Annotated in this window: 19 protein-coding genes and 5 pseudogenes; 17 read left to right on the top strand and 7 right to left on the bottom strand. The window is 68.6% G+C overall.

Translation table 11 applies throughout. The annotated features are described in order from the left end of the window. Positions 1-176 precede the first annotated feature (176 nt). The 4 genes and pseudogenes from KVT44_RS50220 to KVT44_RS50205 form a co-directional block, all read right to left on the bottom strand. Positions 177-728, bottom strand: coding sequence for a GNAT family N-acetyltransferase (locus tag KVT44_RS50220; RefSeq protein ID WP_217575264.1), 552 nt, complete (start codon positions 726-728; stop codon positions 177-179). A gap of 589 nt (positions 729-1317) precedes the next feature. Continuing rightward, positions 1318-1407, bottom strand: a pseudogene (locus KVT44_RS59280) (SpoIIE family protein phosphatase); the annotation flags it as partial. Between the two features lie 53 nt (positions 1408-1460). Continuing rightward, positions 1461-1895 carry a hypothetical protein gene (locus KVT44_RS50210; protein ID WP_217575262.1) on the bottom strand — a complete coding sequence of 145 codons (435 nt, stop codon included), beginning with the start codon at positions 1893-1895 and terminating at the stop codon, positions 1461-1463. 68 nt (positions 1896-1963) lie between these two features. Beyond that, complete coding sequence (locus tag KVT44_RS50205; RefSeq protein WP_217575260.1) at positions 1964-2821, bottom strand: LAETG motif-containing sortase-dependent surface protein; 858 nt, start codon at positions 2819-2821, stop codon at positions 1964-1966. A gap of 448 nt (positions 2822-3269) precedes the next feature. Between KVT44_RS50205 and KVT44_RS50200 the strand changes: the two genes are divergently transcribed. The 3 genes from KVT44_RS50200 (at position 3270) to KVT44_RS59275 (ending at position 4729) form a co-directional block, all read left to right on the top strand. Further along, positions 3270-3659 (top strand): hypothetical protein, encoded by a 390-nt coding sequence (locus KVT44_RS50200; RefSeq protein WP_217575258.1) that lies wholly within the window; start codon positions 3270-3272, stop codon positions 3657-3659. A gap of 43 nt (positions 3660-3702) precedes the next feature. Further along, a complete protein-coding gene (locus KVT44_RS50195; RefSeq protein WP_217575256.1) occupies positions 3703-4212 on the top strand; it encodes a hypothetical protein in 510 nt (169 codons plus the stop codon). A gap of 73 nt (positions 4213-4285) precedes the next feature. Continuing rightward, positions 4286-4729: a DUF4158 domain-containing protein gene (locus KVT44_RS59275; RefSeq protein ID WP_308314359.1), complete on the top strand. Its 444-nt coding sequence runs from the start codon at positions 4286-4288 to the stop codon at positions 4727-4729. A gap of 40 nt (positions 4730-4769) precedes the next feature. Here KVT44_RS59275 and KVT44_RS50185 read toward each other — a convergent pair whose 3' ends face one another. Next, positions 4770-6830 carry a SpoIIE family protein phosphatase gene (locus tag KVT44_RS50185; protein WP_217575253.1) on the bottom strand — a complete coding sequence of 687 codons (2061 nt, stop codon included), beginning with the start codon at positions 6828-6830 and terminating at the stop codon, positions 4770-4772. Between the two features lie 834 nt (positions 6831-7664). Here KVT44_RS50185 and phoU point away from each other — a divergent pair. The 3 genes and pseudogenes from phoU to KVT44_RS50165 form a co-directional block, all read left to right on the top strand. Continuing rightward, a complete protein-coding gene (gene phoU, locus KVT44_RS50180; RefSeq protein WP_217575251.1) occupies positions 7665-8327 on the top strand; it encodes a phosphate signaling complex protein PhoU in 663 nt (220 codons plus the stop codon). A 653-nt stretch (positions 8328-8980) separates the two neighbouring features. Continuing rightward, positions 8981-9259, top strand: a pseudogene (locus KVT44_RS59270) (SDR family NAD(P)-dependent oxidoreductase); the annotation flags it as partial. 400 nt (positions 9260-9659) lie between these two features. Further along, positions 9660-9920: pseudogene (locus KVT44_RS50165) on the top strand (PQQ-dependent sugar dehydrogenase); the annotation flags it as partial. Positions 9921-9936: 16 nt separating this feature from the next. On the opposite strand, the gene KVT44_RS50160 reads toward KVT44_RS50165, so the two are convergent. After that, positions 9937-10263, bottom strand: a complete 327-nt coding sequence (locus KVT44_RS50160; RefSeq protein WP_217575249.1) for a hypothetical protein — start codon at positions 10261-10263, stop codon at positions 9937-9939. 467 nt (positions 10264-10730) lie between these two features. On the opposite strand from KVT44_RS50160, the gene KVT44_RS50155 reads away from it, so the two are divergent. Continuing rightward, positions 10731-11141, top strand: coding sequence for a VOC family protein (locus KVT44_RS50155; protein WP_217575247.1), 411 nt, complete (start codon positions 10731-10733; stop codon positions 11139-11141). A 374-nt stretch (positions 11142-11515) separates the two neighbouring features. Here the strand turns inward: KVT44_RS50155 and KVT44_RS50145 are convergent, their stop codons facing one another. Then, entirely contained in the window at positions 11516-12667 is a 1152-nt protein-coding gene (locus tag KVT44_RS50145) for a serine hydrolase (protein ID WP_217575245.1), read from the bottom strand. Between the two features lie 55 nt (positions 12668-12722). Here KVT44_RS50145 and KVT44_RS50140 point away from each other — a divergent pair, with 55 nt between their 5' ends. The 10 genes and pseudogenes from KVT44_RS50140 to KVT44_RS61275 form a co-directional block, all read left to right on the top strand. Further along, entirely contained in the window at positions 12723-13091 is a 369-nt protein-coding gene (locus tag KVT44_RS50140; protein ID WP_217575243.1) for a MerR family transcriptional regulator, read from the top strand. 650 nt (positions 13092-13741) lie between these two features. Beyond that, positions 13742-13816, top strand: coding sequence for a putative leader peptide (locus KVT44_RS61280; protein ID WP_351433693.1), 75 nt, complete (start codon positions 13742-13744; stop codon positions 13814-13816). A 125-nt stretch (positions 13817-13941) separates the two neighbouring features. Continuing rightward, positions 13942-15204 carry a vanadium-dependent haloperoxidase gene (locus KVT44_RS50135; protein WP_217575241.1) on the top strand — a complete coding sequence of 421 codons (1263 nt, stop codon included), beginning with the start codon at positions 13942-13944 and terminating at the stop codon, positions 15202-15204. A 719-nt stretch (positions 15205-15923) separates the two neighbouring features. Then, complete coding sequence (locus tag KVT44_RS50130) at positions 15924-16820, top strand: TauD/TfdA family dioxygenase (protein WP_217575239.1); 897 nt, start codon at positions 15924-15926, stop codon at positions 16818-16820. After that, positions 16820-17710, top strand: coding sequence for an ABC transporter permease (locus KVT44_RS50125; RefSeq protein WP_217575237.1), 891 nt, complete (start codon positions 16820-16822; stop codon positions 17708-17710). Before KVT44_RS50130 ends, KVT44_RS50125 begins: the two co-directional genes overlap by 1 nt. Continuing rightward, on the top strand, positions 17707-18447 hold the full coding sequence (locus KVT44_RS50120) for an ABC transporter ATP-binding protein (protein ID WP_217575235.1): 741 nt from the start codon (positions 17707-17709) through the stop codon (positions 18445-18447). Before KVT44_RS50125 ends, KVT44_RS50120 begins: the two co-directional genes overlap by 4 nt. Positions 18448-18511: 64 nt before the next feature. Then, positions 18512-19564 carry an aliphatic sulfonate ABC transporter substrate-binding protein gene (locus tag KVT44_RS50115; RefSeq protein ID WP_217575233.1) on the top strand — a complete coding sequence of 351 codons (1053 nt, stop codon included), beginning with the start codon at positions 18512-18514 and terminating at the stop codon, positions 19562-19564. A gap of 33 nt (positions 19565-19597) precedes the next feature. Next, the gene (locus KVT44_RS50110) at positions 19598-20953 is read left to right on the top strand and encodes an LLM class flavin-dependent oxidoreductase (RefSeq protein ID WP_308314358.1); all 1356 of its coding nucleotides are present in this window, start codon (positions 19598-19600) and stop codon (positions 20951-20953) included. Beyond that, positions 20937-21688, top strand: a pseudogene (locus KVT44_RS50100) (ABC transporter ATP-binding protein). The gene KVT44_RS50110 and the pseudogene KVT44_RS50100 overlap by 17 nt, the downstream one beginning before the upstream one ends. Beyond that, a pseudogene (locus KVT44_RS61275) lies at positions 21685-21984 on the top strand (hypothetical protein); the annotation flags it as partial. The pseudogenes KVT44_RS50100 and KVT44_RS61275, both read left to right, overlap by 4 nt. Positions 21985-21994 lie beyond the last annotated feature (10 nt).

The raw sequence follows: 21994 nt of genomic DNA, 5'->3' as shown, positions 1-21994 counted from the left end.
GGCCGTCACCAGCGTCGCCCTGCCATGCCGACCGGCCCTGACGCCTCCCGATGCGCCGGCTTCCGTGATCAATTGCCGCGGCAACATCCACTCCGCACCAGCACCGGCTGACCGGCCCGATGTCCGAGGTCCGCCGACTATCGGTCGGTGGGCCAGCCGTCGTTCGTCCGAGCTGCTCACGCAGTTGGTGCGGGGCTCCCCGCACCGAAGCGCCATTCCTCTTCGAGGATGCTGAAGATCAAGGAGTCTCGCCAGCCGTCACGGATCACCTGGGTGTGGCGCAGGCGTCCCTCTTGCGTCATACCGAGCTTCGCCAGGACCCGGGAAGAGCCGGCATTCCGCGGATCACAGGTGGCATAGATCCGATGAAGCCCCAACTCGCTGAAGCCACGAGAGAGGAGCTGCCGGCCGATTTCTGTCCCGATGCCCTGCCCCCAGACCTGCGGATGCACGACATATGTGATCTCGCCCTGGCGCTGCACTTGACTACGAACGTGCAGCTCACCCATGCCCACCACGTTGCGCCCGAGGCGTGCGGCATAGGAGAACCGGCGCTGAGGGCTGTCCGACCAGGCTTTGGCCACCTCTTTCACGAAGTCCCTCGTCTGATCTTCTGTGTTCGGCCCCCACACCTGATAGCGGCACGCCTCCGCGAGGCACGCCCACGAGTGAACGGCCGGCCAGTCCTCGAAAACGATCTCGTCTAAGGTCACCGCACGCCGATTCATGAGGCGATCATGCTCACCCCGACATGCCGCCTTCAAGAGCAAGCCACACGCGTGCTCACGCTCGCCATCCTCCGCACTCCACTCAACGGTGCCAGCCCTCGGGCCTGGCGATGAATACGGCCGGACGACTGCGGAATAGGGGTGGCCCTGCTGACGAGCAGGGCCAGGATGATCAGTCGCGTTCGTGCTCCCGGGAGGTCTGCTGACCGCTGCGGCTCTCGATGTCTTCCGGCATGGCCCTCACCACCCACCGCGAGCGGGGCACGACCCCTCGACCGCGACAAGACTCCGCCCGCATCCGAAACCGAGAGTCAGCTGAAAATCGTAAGATCGCAACGAATGACCGCAATAGGGAGGCATCCGACCGAAGTTGCGGTTCTGGTGCGTTCGCGCTGCGGTCACTGTGACCATTCGCCGAACGATTCCTTCCGAGCCCTCCAGGCCCTCGTCACGCACCGCCGCGAGCAGTAGACCGCGTCCGAACGACGGTCCACCCCGGCCACCCAAGTAGCCCCGCACTCAGGGCACTCGGCTCGGCCGGCACCATCCATCTCAGCCGCCACCCGCTTGCGCAGCCGACGGTCCCGACGCCACTGGCGTCGCGGGCTTCGATGACGCCGTCGGTGTAGAGCAGGAGCGTGTCGCCGGGCTCGAAGGAGAGCACATCGATCGTGTATCCCTCCGACCCCGATCTGCACCACCTGCGCCGGCTTCTCCCAGACCTTCGACTGCTCACGCTGCGAATTCGAGGGCAAGCTCCTGCGCGGGCGGCTGTGTGAACGCTGCACGCTCACCGACCGCCTCGCCGCGCTCCTGGACGACGGCACCGGCCGCATCCGTCCCGCGCTGGTCCCGCTGTTCGACCTGCTGGTGGCGATGGACAAGCCCAGGAGCGGGCTGGCCTGGCTCGACATACGCCGCGACCAGTCGGGAAACGCATCGCAGTTGCTGCGGCGGCTCGGCCTCGGCCAGATCCCGCCGACCCACGATGCCTTCCACGCCTTCTGGAGTGAGGTCGCCGGCCCCGAGCGTCCGGACGCCCGCAGCAAGCTCAAGCAGACACGCGGAGCCGAACTCCCGCACGATGACCGGCTGGTGCAGCGCACGCAGGTCGCGCTCCCCAGTAGCGGGCGTGGTCGTCCAGGACCCGGTGGAGGTTGCCGACATCGGCCGTGACGATCTCGAGTGGCATGCTCCGATCCTCGCAGACGCCCATGGCCACCGGGCCGCGCTGGTCAGCCCCTGCGGCGGCGGGCGAACAGCACCGCTCCGCCGCCGAGCACGGCGAGAGCCCCGGCGGCCGCGGCGAGTGGGACGGTGGCGTTCGAGGTGCCGGTCTCGGCCATCTCACCGTCGGTGTCCGACGGCGCGGCGGGCGGAGCGGACGTGGTGGCGGGCGGCGACGTCGGGGCGGCCGTTGCCACGTCCGTCGGTGAGGGCGTCGAGGTCGGCGCGGTGGCGCTCGGCGTCGGCTTCGCGGTGGTGGGCTCCGGGGTCGGGCTGGTGGCTGTCCGCTGGATCCGGAAGGTGTCGTTGCCGTGGGCGACGCCCGCGCAGGCGACTTCCTTGCCGGTGTCCGGGAAGCGGTAGACGTCCGCGAAGGCGCCCGTGAAGGCGAACTCGGAGCCTCCGAGCGTCTTCGGCACGTCCTTGACGACGCGCACGCGCAGCTCGTACGTCCTCGTCTCGCCGGGCTTCAACGGAGGCGCGTCGATCCTGCCGGAGCCGTCCAGCGGCTGCCACCCGCCGTCCGCGGTCCGTGCCTCCACCTTCACGAAGTCGCTCATGTCGGCCAGCTCCGGGTCCTCGGTCTCAAGCCAGGGGTAGGCACTCGCCACGACCGCCGGCAGGTCCCGCTTGCCGACGTTCGTCACGGAGCCCCGGGCCGGCTGCCAGTCGCCTCCCGCCATCAGCACGGTGGCCGCCACGTCGACCGAGACCGTCACCTCGTCCTGCTCGTAGTCGCCGTAAGCGGTCGACACGTCGGTGCACTTGGGCAGAGACCCAGGGTCCTCCGCCGCCCGGGCCGCGGGCGAGCCGGCGAGCAGGGCGGCGGAGGCGGCGGCCGCGATCACGACCGGACGGAACTTCATGGAAGGGGTCCTCACAGTGTGGGCGGAAGCATCGGGACGTTGCTTGCCGTACACCGTGAAGACATCCGACAAGTGCCCCGGGTTGTACGCTCACCCCTCGGCGATCCTGAGCAACACCGCTCACGGCGTCGAGGGCCGCACCCAGTAGCCGCCGATGACGACCACACACCGTCACCAACATTCAAGACGGAACCGAGAATTGGCGACAGTTGAACACGCGAGCCCACCAATATCACACCCGACAGTCCGGGCCGCCAGCGGCGAGCGACGGCCACCCTCGGCCGGACTCCTTCCGTGTCCCCAGGTGCTGACCTGCGTTTCGTCCGCACGCTGCGTCGCGTCAGCGCGTTGACCAGGTCGACAGCCGCAGTGGTGACAGGCCCTCGCTACGTCGCCTCAACGGTGACGGGCGTGCCATAGATCAAGAAGCTCACCCCTCTCACTGCAGTTGGACGACGTCGACGTGGGCAACCGGCGCATCACCGTTGGCAGCCACGTCAGCCCGCTCGACGACCTCACCCACCGAGCGGTCCTGGACTGGCTCGACCACCGCCGCAACCGCTGGCCGAACACGGCCAACGCCCACCTGCTGATCACCCAGAAGACCGCCGTCGAACTCGGCCCGGCCGGCAAGCTCTGGACCACCCGGGCCACCCGCAACCTCACCGCCATCCTCGGACGGCTCCGCGTCGACCGTCAGCTCGAAGAGGCGCTCACCCACGGCGCCGACCCGCTCCACCTCGCCCTCGTCTTCGGCGTCGACGAGAAGACCGCCATCCGCTACGCGGACTCAGCACGCGCGCTCCTGGGAGAAGCTGCAGAGCAGGCATCGCAATGAAACCCACTCGACCCGCTCAACCCACTGACGAGATCATGGACAGATGCCGTCGACCGAACCAGCAGCCCGCCGGCTTCAGGATCGTGCCGATCTCTGGCGCATGGGCGAGATCCGCGCAACCGACGTCGTCACTGCTGCCTGTGATGCACTCGTTGCCGGCCTCGACAGTCCTGCCCTGCGGATCTTGGCCGCGTGCACACGCGCGGAGGCGGATTACGGCGTCCCCGACCTCCTTCCCCCGGCACTCGACGAATTGGGCCTCACCTTCTACTCAGTGGGCAGCGTTGCCGGACAGGAAGCCGCCGCACGAGCACTTGCCGCCCGGATGCTGGCTGGCGAGCTGACGCCACGCGAGCTGGCCTTCAGGATCCATCAGCGCTTCGGGCACGAGCTGCCTCTGGCCGAGCGACTCGCCGAACTGGACGACGACTACGACGTCCTCGAATACGGCGACAGAACACCGGCACAGGTCGACGCCGATGTCACGGCCGAAGCTCTTCGCCTTGCACAGCATCCTCGTGTTCCAACCGAACCCACGGGTCTACCGACCTGAAGCAGACCGGTGGACCCGTGGGTTTGCTTCGCGCCCAGCCCCTTTGTTCTCCGTCCGAGGAGTCGGCGCAGGGGTGGGAGCGTTCATGCGCCGGGAGTGGTCGTCCGAGGATGTGGTGGCGTGCTGGACCCTGGCGGGCAGTGACTGGGACCTGGTCGCGAACAAGTCCGGCCCGACCCGGCTCGGTTTTGTTCTGATGCTGAAGTTCTTCGAGCTGGAGGGCAGGTTCGCCCAGTTCATCGAGGAGTTCCCGCAGGCCGCGGTCGACCACGTGGCCGATATGGTGAATCATCCACGAGGAGCCGGTGGGGGTGAAGTGGACGTGAAAGCGTACGCGGGCCGCCGGGCGGAAGTCGAGCGCCTCGCGGATCTGCGTACGGTGCCCCTTCGCCGAGCGAGGCGACAGGTCGTACTTCGCCAAGTCCTCCGCCGGCACTGGACCAAGACCGCCGACGAGATCCTCAACTCCCTCGCCGACTACCTCACCAAAATCAACCCGCCGACCACTGAAACCTGAGACAGACTTAAGACCACAATTTTTTGGCGCATCAAGCTAGCTAGGGCCGGGGCCAGCGTCGGGCTCGGGCGATCAGCACGGCGACGTCGTCGTGATCGTCCGGATCGCGCAGTGCGTCCAGGAGCCGATCGCAGGTTTCTTCCGAGGATCGGTCGGGGCTGTGCAGCAGTTGGAGGAGGAGGTCCAGGCGCTCGTCGATGGCGTGGTGGCGGGTCTCGACCAAGCCGTCGGTGTAGAGGACCAGTTGGTCGCCGGGGGCCAGGCCGAAGGTGGTGACTTCGAAGGCGACACCGCCGACCCCGAGGGGTGCGCCGGTGGGCAGATCGAGCAGTTCGGGGGGCTTGCCCGTGCGCATCAGCACGGGGGGCAAGTGTCCGGCGACAGCGATGTGGCACTGGGCGCGGTGCGGGTCGTAGATGGCGTAGGCGCAGGTGGCGTACTGCTCCAGGTCAGCGGTGATCTTGTCGAGGTGGTGCAGCACTTCGGTGGGTGGGAGGTCGAGGTCGGCCAGGGTGGAGGTAGCGGTGCGCAGGCGTCCCATAGTGGTGGCGGCGCTTATGCCGCTGCCCATCACATCGCCCACGACCAGCGCGGTCTTGTCTTCCGTGAGGGGGATGACATCGAACCAGTCGCCACCGACCTCAATGGTCGTCCCGGCGGGCCGATATCGGGAGGCGATCTCCAGGCCCGCCTGCTGCGGTGGGAGGTCCGGCAGCAGGCTGCGCTGGAGGGTGACCGCGGTGTTGCGTGCGCCTTGGTACAGACGGGCGTTGTCGATGCAGACCGCGGCTCGGTCGGCCAGTTCACCGGCCAGGAGGAGGTCGTCGTTGTCGAAGGGCAGCGGGTTGCGGGCGCGGGTGAGGCCCAGGGTGCCGAGCACCTCGCCACGGGCGATCAGGGGCGTCAAGAGATAGCTGTGGACGCCGGCGCGGGCCAGGATGGCGGCGGCCTCGGCGTCACGGGCTATACGGGCCAGGTCCCGCTCGCCGACGTGGGGTATCAGAATGGGGCGGCCGGTCCGCACGCACTGAGTGGCCAGGCGCTCCGCGCCGTAGCTGGCGAGGTGGCCGGGAGGGTCGGCGGCGCGGACGGCCTCGGTGGGGTACGCGGCTTTCACGGCGAGGGCGCGGAAGAGTGCCCGGCCGGCGCCGGGTGCCGTCGGGTGGCGGTCGTTCAGGATGGAATCCAGGATGTCCACCGCTGTCACGTCGGCGAGCTCAGGGACGGCGACATCGGCCAGCTCGCGGGCGGTCTGTTCCACGTCCAAGGTGGTGCCGATACGGGCGGAGCCGTCGGCGATCAGGGCCAAGCGCTGCCGGGCACGGTGCCGATCGGTGACATCCACCAACACGATGGCTACCCCGAGTACCCGGCCGCCGGGACCGTCGAGCCGGTAGTAGGAGACTGACCAGGCATGATCGTTGTCGGGGTCGGCGGGAGTGCGCCCCACGCTGTGCTGGTCGATGATGGGCTTTCCGGATGTGAGGACTTGCCGCAGCGCGCCCTCGATCGCATCGACCTCCAGGAAGGGCAGGGCCTCGCGGACTTGTCGCCCGAGGTGGTCTTCGGCAGGGACGCCGTTGATCTGCGCCAGCGCCGGGTTGACGGCCACGTACCGCAGGTCGGTGTCCAAGACGGCCAGCCCGATCGGGGACTGCGAGACCAGCCGCGTGGACAGGGCCACGTCCCGTTCCACCTGGCGCAGGGCCGCCTCGTCGGTGGCGATGCCCAGGGCATAGAAGTCACCCCGGTCGTCCAGCAGCCGCATGTTACGGAACTCCACCAGCCGGGTACTGCCGTCCTTGTGCCGGACAGGGAAAGTGCCGGCCCATCCCTGTCCCGTCCTCATGACCTCGCTGAACAGCCTGATCATCAGGTCCACGTGCTTCTCATGGACCAGCAGCCGCGCCGCGTACTGGCCCAGCGCCTCCTGCGAGGTGTAGCCGAACAGCTCCTCGGCCTGCGGGCTCCACAACACGATCCGCCCCTCGGCATCCAGCAGCACAGCCGCGACACTGAGCAGATCCAGCAACTCACGCGGCTGTCTCGGCCCGGAACCCGGCTGGTCACCCTCGGCACCGAAGGGATCGGCTGTCCTCATCCAAGCACTCCCTCCGCCTGCCAGCGCGACACGCCCCCTGCGCCGGCTTCAGGCTGTGGCCTGTGTCCCCTGCACCTCGCAGTGCTTCCATGGTCCCCCGGATCTGGGCGGCCGCACGGTCGCGCGAGACAGCTCGCCGCGTCCCAGGCCCCACAGAGGGGCACCGACGAAAAGCTCCGGCCTCCCGGGTCAAGGGGTGGGCGGCGCGGGCGATGGCGAACAGGCCGCCCCCGATCCGGGCCTCGTTCTCGGCGGTCAGGTACAACCAGGCCACGCGCCACGAAACGATCCGGCGGGGCGGAGGCCGCAGCAGAACTCGCTGCGCCGTCTCGGCAACCGAACGTGACAGGACCAGTTCCCGGCCGAGCCGCTCCCGCAGACCGCAGACCACCAATGCGGAAAGCAGGAAACGCAATGATCTGGGCCACGTGGTTGGTCGCGGGCAGCTCGAACGCACCTCCCCCCACCACCTCCACCGGCCCCATATCACCCCCAACAGCCTCAACGGCTCACCCGACTCCACACCAGCGCAACACCCCAACCCCCAGCCGGCCAACCACCGCCACCGCACCCGCTCTCCCCGCACGTCACCAGCGCGGGCCATGCCCCAGGCACCGAGCACAACGGTCTCACCCGGCAGCGGGCACCGTGCCTTCGCCGAAGAGCGCGACATCGGCCACGGTGACGTCCAGGCACGGCCGGACAAAGCGAGCGGGTGCCGCCAGCGCCGCGGTCTCAGGCGTCAACGACGTCGCTGAGCCGTACCCCTGGTGTGGAAGGCTGACAGCCGGAGAGCGCAAGCGGGCACAGAACCGACGGAGCGAGGAGAACGTGATGCGGGACGCTTATCACGAAGAGTTGGACTCGATCAGTGACGGTCTGGTGGAGATGGCGAGGCTGGTCGGCTCGGCGATCGGCCGGGCCACGACCGCCCTCCTCGATGCCGACCTCCAGCTGGCCGAGAGCGTCATCTCGGCCGACACGAGGGTCGATGACCTGCAGCGCGACCTGGAAGACCGGGCGATCGCGATCCTGGCGCGGCAGCAGCCGGTCGCCACGGACCTGCGGGTCGTCGTCACCTCGCTGCGGATGAGCGCGGACCTGGAGCGTTCGGGCGACCTGGCCGAGCACGTGGCCAAGCTGGCCCGGCTGCGTTTCCCCAAGTTCGCGGTACCCGGCGACCTGCATCGTACGATCCTGGAGATGGGCCAGCTCGCGCAGCGCCTGATGGCGCAGGCCGCAGAAGTGATCATCACCAAGGACGTCGATGCGGCCCTCCAGCTGGAGCAGGACGACGACCGGATGGACGAGCTGCACCGCATGCTGTTCCAGCATCTGATGGACGACCGCTGGAAGCACGGGGTCGAGACGGCCGTCGACGTCACGCTCGTCGGCCGCTACTACGAGCGGTTCGCCGACCATGCCGTGTCGGTCGCCCGCCGAGTGGTCTACCTGGTCACCGGCGAGCTGATCACAGACGCGTCAAGCACCCTGTGAACCCGGCCTACGACGGCTCGGCCCCCTACGCTCGGCGAACTGGCGCGACCCGGGGCATCCTGCCGACGGACTGGTCACCGGCCGTCAAAGGGGCTGGGTGAAGCGCCACAGGCGGCAGGGCAGGTCCCCTTCGTCGAAGGCGCGGACCTCGTCGAGTGTCCAGCCGTCGGCAAGCATGCCGACCAGGTCGCGGGGGGGGGAAGTGCACCGCGAAGCCGCCGTGCTCAAAGATGTCGTCGCCGTGGGCGGCGCCGGTGTCATAGTGGGCGTCACCGGTGTGGAGGAAGGTCCCGCCAGGCCGCAGGACGCGGCGAACCTCACCGACCAGTGTCTCAGGGCCATGCACGTACACGCTGATGTTGTTGCCGCCGTTGACGAAGGTGGCCGCCGTGACTTCCCATGGCCTCGGGCCGCCTTCCTTGGCCTCGGCCTCCTTCGTCGGTGGTGTCTGATGGGTGCCCTGGCAGGTCACTGAACGGCGCTCCAGGGCACGGCCTGCCACATCGCAGGACCGCGGAGCAGGCTGGGTGCTCGTAGAAGATCTCTTCCTCTGCTTACCCCTCTTCTTTTGATCCCAGGGAGCCAGACAATGGACACGGACGTAGGCGGTCATCATCGGCGCGGGCGGCATCGGCCTGGCGATCGCCCGACGCGTGGGCATCGGCCGCACCGTGCTGCTCGCCGACTACAGCGAAAAGGCGCTGGACGTCGCCGCCGAGCAGCTTCGCGGCGAGGGCCATGACATGGCCACCCACACCGTTGACGTGTCGCAGCACGAGGCCGTTGTCCAACTCGCAGACGCTGCTGTGGCGTTGGGTCCCGTCACGCAGGTCGTGCACACCGCCGGGGTCTCGCCGGGACAGGCGACGACGGAGCGGGCCCTGCACGTCGACCTGCTCGGCACCGCGCTGGTCCTCGACGACTTCGCGCGCGTCATGGCGCCCGGCGGTGCCGGTGTCGTCACCTCCAGCATGGCCGGCCACATGGCGGGCGCCTATCCCTACGACACCGAGCACGCGCTGGCGAGCACCCCCGTATCCAAGCTGCTCGCCCTGCCCTTCCTCGCCCCCGAGGAGGCGGGCAATTCAGGCGCCGTCTACGCTCTGTCCAAGCGGGGCAACGCGGCGGCGTGTGAGCCGCGGCCTTCGCGGGGACCGTGCGGAGCCGGGCCACGCAGACGCGGCTGTGCGTCGGGTGGTCGCGCTCCGCGTGCAGGCCGCCACCGTCGAGTGGGGCAAGCGCGGTGCCCGCATCAACTGCATCAGCCCCGGCATCATCTCCACCCCCGTGGCCCAGGACGAGATGTCCGGCCCCGGCGGCGACGGGTTCCGACAGATCTCACCCAGTTGCATCGCCTACGCCGAGGACGCCATTTGGATGGCGGGCCTGCGGGGCGAGCGCCTTTGGCGCATCCCGCTCGACGGCTCCAAGGTCGCGGGCGAGCCGTCAGTCGCCCTTGAGGGTTCGTACGGCAGGCTGCGCACCGTGATGGCGGCAGGTGGAGACAGGCTGTGGCTGGCTACCAGCAACACCGATGGCAAGGGCTCCCCGGAGGGCGGCGACGACCGCATCCTGCTGCTCCAGGTGTCCTGAAGGCACGCCACGGCAGTCAGGTCTGCTGCCCCGGCCGTCGGAGTCGGCCGTCTGGACCGGTAGTCGTGTGCGGTGCAATGTTCGCGGCCGTCTCGCGGCCGCGGGGAAGCTCGCGGATCACCCGCCGGATGGCGGAGATGACCTGGGTGACGGTGCCCTGGGTGGCTACCGCGTCATCGAGCACAGTGGAGTCCAAAGCGCGCCGTCGCCTGCTTTTGAGCACCCCGGCTGCGGCCACTATCTCCTTGATCCTGGCGAAGTTCCCTAGGGCCACCACCGCGGCCAGCACCTGCGGCGGGAGACTCGGACGGCTGTCGGACAACGGATAGACGTCGACGAACATCGCCGGCGGGAAGAGCGCCTCCCGGTGCTCAGTCAGGAACGCAAACGGACTTCCGCCGGGATCAACTTCCGATACGTCTCCCAGACATCCGGTCCGACCGTCTCCCCGGCCCATTCCGCCTGCATGCCTACAAGACTGGGTCCGACGCACCGGATCGGCCAGAAGTCGAGATTTGCAGCAGCCTTCTATGCCACTTCTAGGGCGCGTATCGAGTCGTGATCACCAGAGACAGCGGTTCGATCTGCGGCCGGAGCACGGCCGAGGAACGGTGTTGCCCTCGCCTGCGGTGATCACTAAGGTCGGTCGCGTGACTGCCGGGTCGGCCTTGGGCCATGCACGAGTGAGTTTCCCGGCCTCGGCGTGAGCCCGAGGCGGGCCAGAGGCCCGCCCCCTTCTCCGCGTCTTTGCTCCCGGCGCCTGCGTACGGCGCCTTTCAAACGGATCCCAAGACCGGAGACACACCGCTGATGTCCTACAACCAGCCGTACCCACATGCCGGCGTCCAGCTGAACCACACGGCTGTCTACGCGAGCGACCGCTACCTGTCCGCCGAGTTCATCGCCGCGATCCTGGGCCTAAAAGTCGGCGCACCGTTTGGGCCGTTCCTGCCAGTTGACCTCGGCAACGGCGTGACGCTCGACTACTGCGAGAAGAGGGACGAGCCGATCCAGTCGCAGCACTACGCCTTCCTCCTGCCTGACGAGCAGTTCGACGCCGTGATCGCCCGGCTGGAGGTGGTCGGGGTCACCTACTATGCGGACCCTGGCCACACCGACCCCGGCCGGGTAAACGATCTGTTCGGTGGTCGCGGCGCCTACTTCGACGACCCGGACGGTCACAATATGGAGGTCATGACTCGGCCTTACGCCCGCCCGTAGAGCATGACAGGGCTGTGATCAAGGGGCGCCTCGGGTGAGGTCTTTGATCCAGATCATCGAGGCGCGTAAGTGGAGGCCGGCGAGGTAGCTGTCCGGGGTCTTGTCGTACCTGGTGGCGATGCCTCGCCAGGCCTTGAGCTTGTTGATCAGGCGCTCGACGGTATTCCTCTCCTTGTAGAGGTCGGCGTCATGCCTGATGCGTCAGCGCCTCTGCCCCGCGGCTCGTGAGGCACCATCGCAGTGGCCCCGCAGTGGCCCCGCAGTGGAACGCGCGAGGGCGGCGCAGGAGTCGGACAGGCGCTTCGGAGGGCGCGGTTGCTCCTGCGCCGCTCTTGACTGCTCGCGCTCGCTCGGACGAGGACAGGAGGCAGTCGTCAGGATGGAGTGTCGATTCCGAGGGCGCTGTAGACGGCGGTGACGTAGGCGGCGGCTCGTGGGGAACCCAGGATGTCGGGCACCATGTTGTTCATGACATAGCTGATCGTCATGCGCCGGTCGAGGTCCATGATGGCCATGGAGCCTCCCCAGCCGCCCCAGAACGCGACGCGTCCGTCAGGGATCCAGGGCAGGGTGCGCCGGTCGGGCAGCGCGTATCCGATGCCCCACCTGAGGTGTAGGCCGTTGACGAGATCCGCACCGCGGGACTGCTCGTCGAAGATGAGCTTGACGGTGTCGGGTCCCAGGAGCCTGCCGTGGGCGGTGGCGCCTTCGCGGGATACCGGCGCGAGGATATCGGCCACGGACAGGGCGTTGCCGTGCCCGCTGGCCGCGCCCAGGTCCGCGGCGCGCCAGGCCGGGGAGTTGGCCGCCGACGCACGGAAGGAAGGGCCCGTGAAGGTCTTGTACGCGACGGTGTCGTGGTCGAGTGCCGACGGGTCGAAGTCGAGTGCCGGAGGAATGACGCCGGCGACCCGCCCGAGGTCTGCCTCGTCCAGCCCGATGCGGAAATCGGCACCGAGCGGCTCGATGATGTGCCGGCGCACGAAGTCGCGCAGCGACAGACCGGTCAGGCGATGCACCAATTCGCCGACGAGGTGGCCGTAGTTCAGGACGTGGTAGCCGGAGGCCGAGCCGGGCCGCCACCAGGGCGCCTGGGAAGCCATCCGGGCCGCCGCCTCGCGAACGTCGTAAAGATCCTCGAGCCGGGCCGGGTGGTCCAGGCCGGACACTCCCGAGGTGTGGGACAGCAGGTGCCGCACCTCGATGTCCTGCTTGCCGTTCGCGGCGAACTCGGGCCAGTAGCGGGCCACCGGGGCGTGGACGTCCAGGTCGCCGGCGTCGACGAGCAGCAGGGCGGCGAGGCTGGTCACGGTCTTGGTGATCGACCACACGTTGGTGATCGTGTCGCGCTGCCAGGGCTGCGTGTGTGCCGCGTCCCGGTGGCCGCCCCACAGATCCACCACCTTCTCGCCGTCCATGTCAACGGCGAGGGACAGGCCCACCTCGGCACCGCTCTGCAGTTGGTCGAGGACGGCGTTGCGGACGGGCTCGAAGGGTGCGCTGACAGTTCCGTTCAGTTCGGTCATGTCCTCAGCCTCAAACCTTGACGCTGGTGTCAAGGTCAAGTGGTAATCTGCGGCCGTGCGTATCGGCGAGCTGGCCGCACGGGCGGGCGCCACCCCGCGGCAAGTGCGGTTCTACGAGGCGAAGGGTCTGATCACCTCGACGCGCAAGCCCAACAACTACCGGGACTACAGCGAGACGACCCTGGGCCGCGTCCAACAGATCCGCGAGTTGCTGGGAGCCGGCCTGTCGACGGAAGTGATCCGCGCCATCCTGCCCTGCATGGAATCCCCCCGCGACCCGATCGTCTTCGACGGCGTCCTCCCCGAAACGGTGACCGCACTGGAAGCCGAACGCGACCGGCTGACCGAGCGCATCGACATCCTCACCCGCAACCGGGACGCCGTTGCCGCCTACTTGGGGGAGCTCCAACAGCGGGCACGCTGATCCACGAGCAACGGCCCGGACGCCTGGGCCACTCCGGGATGCCGCCGGCATGCACCTGGGTCCGGGCGTCTTCACAGCCTTGGAGAAGGCCGCGGCCGAGGCGGAGAAAGCCAGGTCAAAAAAGCCGAGGCGGAGAAAGCCAGGTCGAAAGAAGGCCGGGCGGCATCGACGGACGAAGCAGGCAGGAAGCCGAAAGCGATCCCGAGCGGGCGGAGCGGCGACGCCTTCGACCCGGTATGACAAAACCCCCGACAGCTACCTCGCCGGCCTCCACCTGCGCGCCTCGATGGTCTGGATCAGGTTTCTCACCCGGACCGCCCACTGATCACGACTCGATACTCGGCCCAGGGCGCCCGTCGTGCGACACGAAACGAATTCTGGCAGGCATCCTCGTCCCCGGCCGGAACATCCCCGTAGCTGTACGGAAGTTCGGCCAGGGACGGGGCGATGCTGTGCTCGCGCTGTTGCTCACCGCGCACGAGACCGGGCCGTATTGTCAGCGCTCGCGCTGATGACGACCCCTTCGCCGTCTAGTCCGTGACGCCCCCGGGTAACGGGCGCATGGCAGAGACACGAAGCCGTCGTTGCAATGCCAAGCAGTCAACCTCCGCTCGTTGACCGGGAATTGGGACGTGGATAGCGTCCCTGGCATGCTGATCTCTCTGCGGTTCACCCGGCGGCGCGCCGTTGATCTGTTGCGTGTCGCCGCCGCGCTGTGTAGCTGAGCCTCACCGCACACGCCGCGGCCGTCCCCACGCCCGTCCGTTCTTGGCGGCGGTGTCGAGCGCGTGAAGGCCGGCGCGTGTGCCCCGGCAACAGCAGTCACCCGCACGTCCGCGAAGGAGTATCCGTGAACCCGAACAGAACCCGCCGCTCCGCCCTGAAGGCGCTGGGCTCGGCCGCCCTGCTGGCCGCCTCCGTCACCCTCCCGTCCGCCACGGCCGCTGTGGCGGACGAACGGAAGTCGCGCCCGTCCGTGGTGCTCGACTGGTACGACACGACGGCCGCGACCATCTCGGCGGCCGGCGCCGCGACCCAGATCACCAACAGCCGTACCTGGGCCATCAGCTGGCTCGCGGCGGCCCGAGCCACCCGCGAGGTGCCGCCCGGCGTCGACCGGAGCGACTTCCAGGACGCGGCCCTGGCGTCCGCCGTACACGACTCCCTGGTGGCCCTGGTCCGGTCCCGCACCCAGGAACTGGACGCCGCGCTGCGCACGACGCTGGACCGCGTTCCGGACGGACCGGCCAAGACGAAGGGCGCGGCGGCCGGTGCCCGCCAGGCACGGCTGCTCCTCGCCTCCCGTGCGGGCGACGGCCTCGACCCGGCCTCGGTGGACGCACCGTTCACCGTGCCGCCGGCGGCTCCCGGCGTGTGGCGGCCGACCCCGCCCGCCTACGCCCCCGCCGCGCAGTACGGCAACCGGATCGCGAGGCCCTTCCTGCTGGTCAGCCCCGAGCAGTACCGGCTGCCCGCGCCGCCCGCACTGGACTCCGTACGCTACCGTGCCGACCTGGCCGAGGTCCGTGCGTACGGGGCTGTGAACAGCACCGTACGCACGCAGCGGCAGACCGAGACCGCCACCTTCTGGTACGGCTCCTCCCTGACGCTGTACACCGAGCCGCTGCGGGTCGCCCTGGCCCGCGCACCGCATTCCACCGCCGGACAGGCCAGGCTGGTGGCCCTGTTCCACGTCGCCGTGGTGGACACGCAGATCGCCACCTCCGACAGCAAGTACGCCTACCTGCGGTGGCGCCCGGTCACGGCCATCCGCACCGGAGCAATCGACCCCGACCCCGAATGGACGCCGCTGCACATCACGCCGGCCCACCCCGACTACCCCAGCGGGCACAACACCTACGCCGGGGCGGCGGAAACGATCCTCACGGCGCTCATCGGACCTCGCACCGCACCGTTCGAACTGACCAGCCCCACCGCTCCCGGAGTGACCCGCACCTACACGGCCTGGCGCCAACTGTCCCGCGACAACGTGAATGCCCGCGTGTACTCCGGTATCCACACCCGCTCGGCCGACGAAGCCGGCCTCGTCCTCGGCCGGCGGGTCGCGGCACACACGCTGCGCAACGCTGCCCGCTTGTTCGACACGCCGTAAGCCGCGCCGACACCGGACGTCCCGGGGACATCCCTTCCCACACCGCGCTGTGGGAGGGGGCCCGGTCGTCCCCGCGGCGGGCGCGGAAGGCGCCACGGCTTCGTTCTGAAGAGGCGGAGAGGTTCCAGGTTTCCGCAATGTGAGACCTGTCCGGAACCTATTGACCGAGGGGGTGGACGTCTGCTCAACTCACGTTCCATGACCCCGCGCGTGGATTTGACTCGGAGGCGCCACATCGACCTGGCGCACGTCTCCAGCGCGTTCTGTTGCCGTTGATCCGGAGAGCGTGTCGCTGAGCCGAAAAGCGTGTCGCTGATCAACAAAGCGACCCCCGGCAGCGATCGGTGTGCGCCGAAGGTGTACCTCCGGGTGGGACGGTGCGAAGCCGTCGCCACATCGGTGCCTCCCCGAGGGACCGCGGTACGCACCGCGTGACCGTCCCCTTCTCCTGATCGTCTCTCCGCCGCTCCTCTCCCGCTGGGGAGAAGTACCTGCGGCACAGCTTCAGGTCGACGAGGTGACGTGCCGTCAGTCAGCGGTCGCGCGACCTCCACCACACGAGCATGACCTTCATCCGGCACTCCTCGAGTAGTCGTCGGTCCCTTGCACGACGCCCGGACCGAGTACTGACTTCGCGGTCGCCCATCCCTGCCCATCACCCGTTCACTCCGACTCTCAGCACCCGGCAGTGCCCCCGAATTCCTTGAGAGGGATTTCCCATGCCTCCGTCCATCCGCAAGCTCACGGGCCGCATCGGCGCGTTCGTCGAGGGCGTCGACCTCGCGGCGCGCCCCGACCCCTCGACAATCACGACACTCCGTCATGCCCTCAACGAGCACAAGGCGATCGTGTTCGGCAACGTGAACCTCGACAACGCCGGTCAGGAGCGCGTGGCCGGGTGGTTCGGCGACCTGACAACCGCCCACCCGAACGTGCCGGCCGCCGACGGCACGACGAACGTGCTCGCCGTCGACAGCGAGACCTCCAAGGCGAACGAATGGCACACGGACGTCACCTTCGTGGTCAACCCACCGCAGCTCACCACGCTCCGGTCCATCGTGACGACGCCGTACGGCGGTGAGACGCTCATCGCGAACGCGGCCGCGGCCTACCGCGACCTGCCCGAGCCGCTCCGCGCTCTTGCGGACTCACTGCGCGTCGTGCACACCAACCAGTACGACTACGCGCGCCCTTCGGCCACGACGGCACAGCGGAAGGAGTACGACCGGGTCTTCGTCTCGACGCCGTACGAGACAGAGCACCCTCTCGTGCGGGTGCATCCGCTGACGGGCGAACGCGGCCTTTTCATCGGCGGGTTCGCCAAGCGGATCGTCGGCCTGTCGAGCAGTGAGTCGGTCGATCTGCTGCGCATCTTCCAGTCGTACGTGACCCGTCCGGAGAACATCCTGCGCTGGACCTGGTCCCCCGACCAGTTGCTGATCTTCGACAACCGGATCACCCAGCACTACGGGGTGGACAACTACGACGGCCACGCGCGTCGCCTCAACCGGGTGACGGTCGCGGGAGATGTGCCGGTCGGCGTCGATGGACGCCGCAGCGAGCCGCTCGTCGGTGACGCCTCGCACTACAGCAAAGTGCTGGAGGTGGCTGCCTGATGACCGAGGTCAGCCTCGAGAGGCCGGTCGTCGGCTCGGCGGCTGCCGAGACGACGAGTGCGCCGGGGCGCGAGGTCTTCCTGCCGCGCGACGCCCGGCGCCAGATCTTGCTCCGCGCACTCCGTGAGCGCCTGCGCTGGCCGCTGGGGATCTACACGACTCCGGTCGTGATCCTCATCGCCTGGGAGATCCTGGCCAGGGCCGGAGTGCTGAAGAAGACCTATGCTCCGGCACCGACCTCCATCGTCAGGTCCGCCGTCGATCTGTGGCAACAGGGCGTCCTCGGGCCAGACTTGGCGATCTCGCTGCAACGGGCCGGCATCGGTCTCGCGATCGGTCTGACGGTGGGCATCGTCAGCGGGGTGCTTGGCGGGCTGCTGCGCAGCGGCGAGTATCTGTTCAACGGTGTCGTGCAGATCCTGAACACGATCCCGCTACTGGCGGTGCTGCCGCTGATGATCGTGTGGTTCGGCATCGACGAGCTCACGAAGGTGCTGCTGATCTCGTTCGGTGCAGGTGTCCCGATGTATCTCAACCTGTTCGCCGCGATCCGGGGTGTCGATCAGCGGTTGATCGAGATGACGCGGACGACGGGCGCCGGCACCTGGCGCCTCGTGACGCGGGTGTTGGTGCCCGGAGCCCTGCCGGGGTTCCTGGTCGGTCTCCGCTTCTCCCTCGCTTACAGCGTCCTGGGTCTTGTGGCCGCCGAGACGGTCAACGCCGACAAGGGTCTCGGCTTCCTCATCACCCAGGGGCAGACCTATCTGCAGACCGGCCAGGTCTTCGTGGGGCTGGTGATTTACTCGCTCCTCGGTCTGCTCGCCGACCAGTTCGTCCGGGTTCTCGAGCGGGTGCTGCTGCGGTGGCGCCCCAGTTATGAGGCAGCATGAGCACTACGGTCGCTACGCGAAGCACACAGCCCAGCCGGCAGGCCGGCGCCGTCGTCGAGAAGGTCGTCCGCCGGTTCGGGGACCGGGTCGTCCTCGACCACCTGGACCTCACCATCGCCGACGAGGAGCTGGTGGTCCTGCTGGGCCCCTCCGGCTGCGGCAAGAGCACCCTCCTCAGGTTGCTGGCCGGTCTGGACCGGCCCGACGGCGGGCGGGTGGAGGTCCCGGCGAAGCGCGCGATCGTGTTCCAGGCCGACCGTCTGCTGCCGTGGCAGCGGGTGCTGCGCAACATCACCCTCGGCCTGCACGGACCGGACGCCGACCAGCGGGCCCTCGACGTGCTCGCCGAGGTCGGACTCTCGGGCCGCGAGAAGGCGTGGCCCAAGGAGCTCTCCGGCGGCGAGGCCCAGCGGGTGTCGCTGGCGCGGGCACTGGTCTCGGAGCCCGAACTCGTGCTGCTCGACGAGCCGTTCGGGGCGCTCGACGCGATCACGCGGCTGCGCATGCACGACCTCGTGCGGGCGCTGCGGAGCAAGCACCACGCGGCCATGCTGCTCGTCACCCACGACGTCGACGAGGCCATCGCGCTGGCCGACCGCGTCGTCGTCATGAACAACGGACGCATCGGCACCTCTCACCTCGTCGACCTGTCCGCCGCGGACCGCGAGGGGAGCATCGCGCGAGAGGAGCTGCGCTCCTCGCTGCTGGGCGACCTCGGTCTGGCCAACCAGCACTGACTTCTCCCACCACCCCCACTGACTTCTCCCACCACATCACAGCACAGAAAGCACGTGAGAACCCATGTCCAGAAGATCCTCCCGAATCGTCGCCGCCGTCGGCCTGCTCGCCCTGGCGGGCACCCTCGTCGCCTGCGGATCGGAGTCGGAGACGGCAGCACCGCTGAGCGATGCGAGCGGATCGGGCGCCGGCAGCCATCCCGAGTGGAAGAAGTACACCTTCACCATCGGTGACAACGGCGGTGACGGCAGCCAGGAGCTGGCGAAGATCACCGGCGTGTTCGACAACGCGCCCTACAAGGTGAAGTTCGCCCGCTTCACCTACGGCCCGCCGCTCGTCCAGGCGGCCGCGTCGGGCGACATCGACCTGGGCAGCGTCGGCGACGTACCGCCGATCACCGGCGCCGCGAAGGAGTACGGCTTCAAGGTCGTAGCCGTCAACCGTTCCCTCAGGCCCACCCAGGCGAACGAGAACATCATCGTGCCGAAGGGCTCGACGCTGAAGACGCTCGCGGACCTCAAGGGCAAGAAGATCGCTGTGCCGCAGGGCAGTTCGGCTCACGGGCTGGCGCTGAACGCGCTCAAGAGCGTGGGCCTCACCCCCAACGACGTGAAGCTGGCCTTCCTCGACCCGGCGGCCGGCGCCACGGCGTTCAACACCGGCAAGGTGGACGCCTGGTCGATCTGGAACCCGCAGTCGGCGATCGCGGTCAAGAACGGTGCGCGGATCCTGGCGAAGGGTCTCCCGCCGATCGACCAGACGAGCAGTTACTACGTCGCGAGTGCGAGTTCGCTGAACGACAAGACGAAGCGGGCGGCTCTCACCGATGTCCTGCATCGGCTGGCCCACGAGTTCGCGTGGGCGATCAAGCACGAGGACAAGTACGCGGAGGCGATCTCCAAGGAGGAGGGCATCCCCCTGGACGATGCCAAGGCGTCCCTGACGGCCTTCGAGACCCGGGTGACCCCGGTGGAGAAGTCGGACATCGCGGCGGAGCAGAAGCTCGCCGACGCCTTCCTGGAGGCGGGCCAGATCACCAAGAAGGTCGACGTCTCGTCGATCACCGACAACCTCCTCTCGGCCGGCTACGACAGCTCGAAGCTGTCGGTCGGCTGAGCCGGCGCACCACGAACGGATTGGAGAGCAGTCGTGAGCGATCAGAGAAGACGCCGGCTCCACCTCAACGCCTTCCTCATGGAGGCGGGCCACCACGAGGCGGCGTGGCGGCTCCCGCACAGCAACCCGCGGGCGGACTTCGACCTGCGGCACTGGATCGAACTGGCTCAGCTGGCGGAGAGCGCCAAGTTCGACTCGCTGTTCCTCGCGGACGGCCCGGCGATCATCGGCACGGGCGAGTTCCGGCCGCCGGGCCAGCTCGAGCCACTCACCCTGCTGACCGCGCTGTCGCAGGCGACCAGCAGGATCGGACTCATCGCGACCGTGTCGTCCACGTACAACGAGCCCTACAACCTCGCCCGTCGCCTCGCGTCGGTCGACCACGTCAGCGGCGGCCGCGCCGGCTGGAACATCGTCACCTCGGCGGGCGCCGACGAGGCGGCCAACTTCGGCCTCGTGGGCCGTCCCGACCACGCCGAACGCTACGCTCGGGCCGACGAGTTCCTGCACATCGCCAAGGCACTGTGGGACAGCTGGGAGTCCGAGGCCGTCGTCGCCGACAAGGCCACGGGGCGCTACGCCGACCCCGCCCGGCTCCACACGCTCGACCACCGAGGCACACACTTCTCGGTGGCTGGCCCGCTCAACGTCGAGCGCCCGCCCCAGGGTTACCCCCTGCTCGTGCAGGCCGGCTCCTCCGAGGACGGCAAGGACTTCGCGGCACGCCACGCCGAGGCGATCTTCACCGCCCACCAGACGTACGAGCGCGCGGCCGGCTTCTACGCCGACATCAAGGCCAGGACCAGGGCCGCGGGGCGTGACCCGGACGGCGTGATCGTGTTGCCGGGCATTGTCCCGTACATCGGGTCGACCGAGGCGGAGGCCCGGGCGCTGGCGAAGCGGTTCGACGAGCTGCGCGTTCCGGAGTACGGACTGCGTCAGCTGGCCGCGGTCTTCGAGACCGAGCCGTCGGTGTTCGAACTCGATGAGCCACTGCCGGACTTCATCCTCGCGAGACCGAAACTGGAGGGCTCGCAGAGCCGCTCCGACCTGATCATCGAGCTCGCCGTACGCGAGAGGCTGACGGTCCGCCAGATCATCTCGCGGCTCGGCGGCGGCCGCGGCCACTTCGAGTTCATCGGCACGCCCGAACAGGTGGCGGACACGATCATCACCTGGTTCGAGGACGGTGCCGCTGACGGGTTCAACATCATGGCACCGGCTCTGCCGTCAGGCCTGGAAAGCTTCATCGAGCACGTCCTGCCGATCCTTCGCGGCAAGGGCCTGTTCCGTGAGGAGTACGAAGGCACGACTCTTCGCGAGCACTACGGGCTGCCGGTGCCGGCCAACCAGTTCCACCCGGAAGAGCCCCATGCGCCCGGTGACTGACAGCAAGCCGTCGGCTCTGCTCGTCCAAGGGCTCAGCAAGACGTACGGGGACGGCTTCACCGCGGTCGCCGGTTTGGACCTGGAGATCCCAGACGGCGCCTTCTTCGGGCTGCTCGGCCCCAACGGGGCGGGCAAGGCCACGCTGATCGGCTCGGTCTGCAACATCGTCCGTCCCACCACCAGCACGCTCACCGTCTTCGGTCACGACCACCGAAAAGCCGTGCGGCTCGACGGCTGCTGGGCCTGGCCGAGCGGGAGATCAACGTCGACCGGTTCCTGTCGATCCGGCAGATCCTGATCTACCACGCCGGGTACCACGGCATCGGCCGAAAGGCGGCCGTCCGGCGCGTGGACGAGTTGCTCGAGGTGTTCCGCCTCGACAGCAAGGCCACCGCACGCGCCTATGAGCTGTCCGGGGGTATGCAGCGGCGTCTCGTTCTCGCGCGGGCGCTCATGCACCGTCCCCGCCTGCTCATCCTCGACGAGCCGACCGCCGGCGTCGAGCTGCGCGCGGAGATCTGGAGACTCGTCAAGGGCCTCAACGCGGCGGGCACCACCGTCCTGCTGACGACGCACTACCTCGAGGAGGCGGAGACGTTGTGCGACGAGATCGCGCTGCTGCGCACAGGCCGGATCGTCGACCGCGGCTCCGCGGCCCTGCGGCGGAACCGCTACGAGGCCCGGGACATCTCCGAGGTCTCCGACCGGGTGATCACCGGGGAGGAGGTGGCGTGACGACCGGCCCCGACGCCCCGTCGGCTCTCCCGTCGTACGACGAGCCCTTCCATCCCGAACGGTCGCCGTTCCTGTGGCTCTTGGAGCGCGAGGTCCTGCGGTTCCTGACCATCTGGCGCTACAGCGTCGTCGGTCCGGTGCTGTCGACCGTACTGTTCGTCGTCGTCTTCGGGTCGGCTCTCGGACGGCACGTCGACACGATCGACGGCGTCTCCTACGGCAGGTTCATCGTGCCCGGCCTCTTCGCCCAGGCGATCGTCAACGTCGGCTTCGTCAACGGGACGACCAGCCTGTTCGAGGCCCGGC

The sequence above is a fragment of the Streptomyces sp. GbtcB7 genome (assembly GCF_019091445.1).
Taxonomy (GTDB): domain Bacteria; phylum Actinomycetota; class Actinomycetes; order Streptomycetales; family Streptomycetaceae; genus Streptomyces; species Streptomyces mirabilis.
The sequence above is the reverse complement of the archived record's forward strand: the minus strand, read 5'-3'. Positions and strand labels throughout refer to the sequence as shown.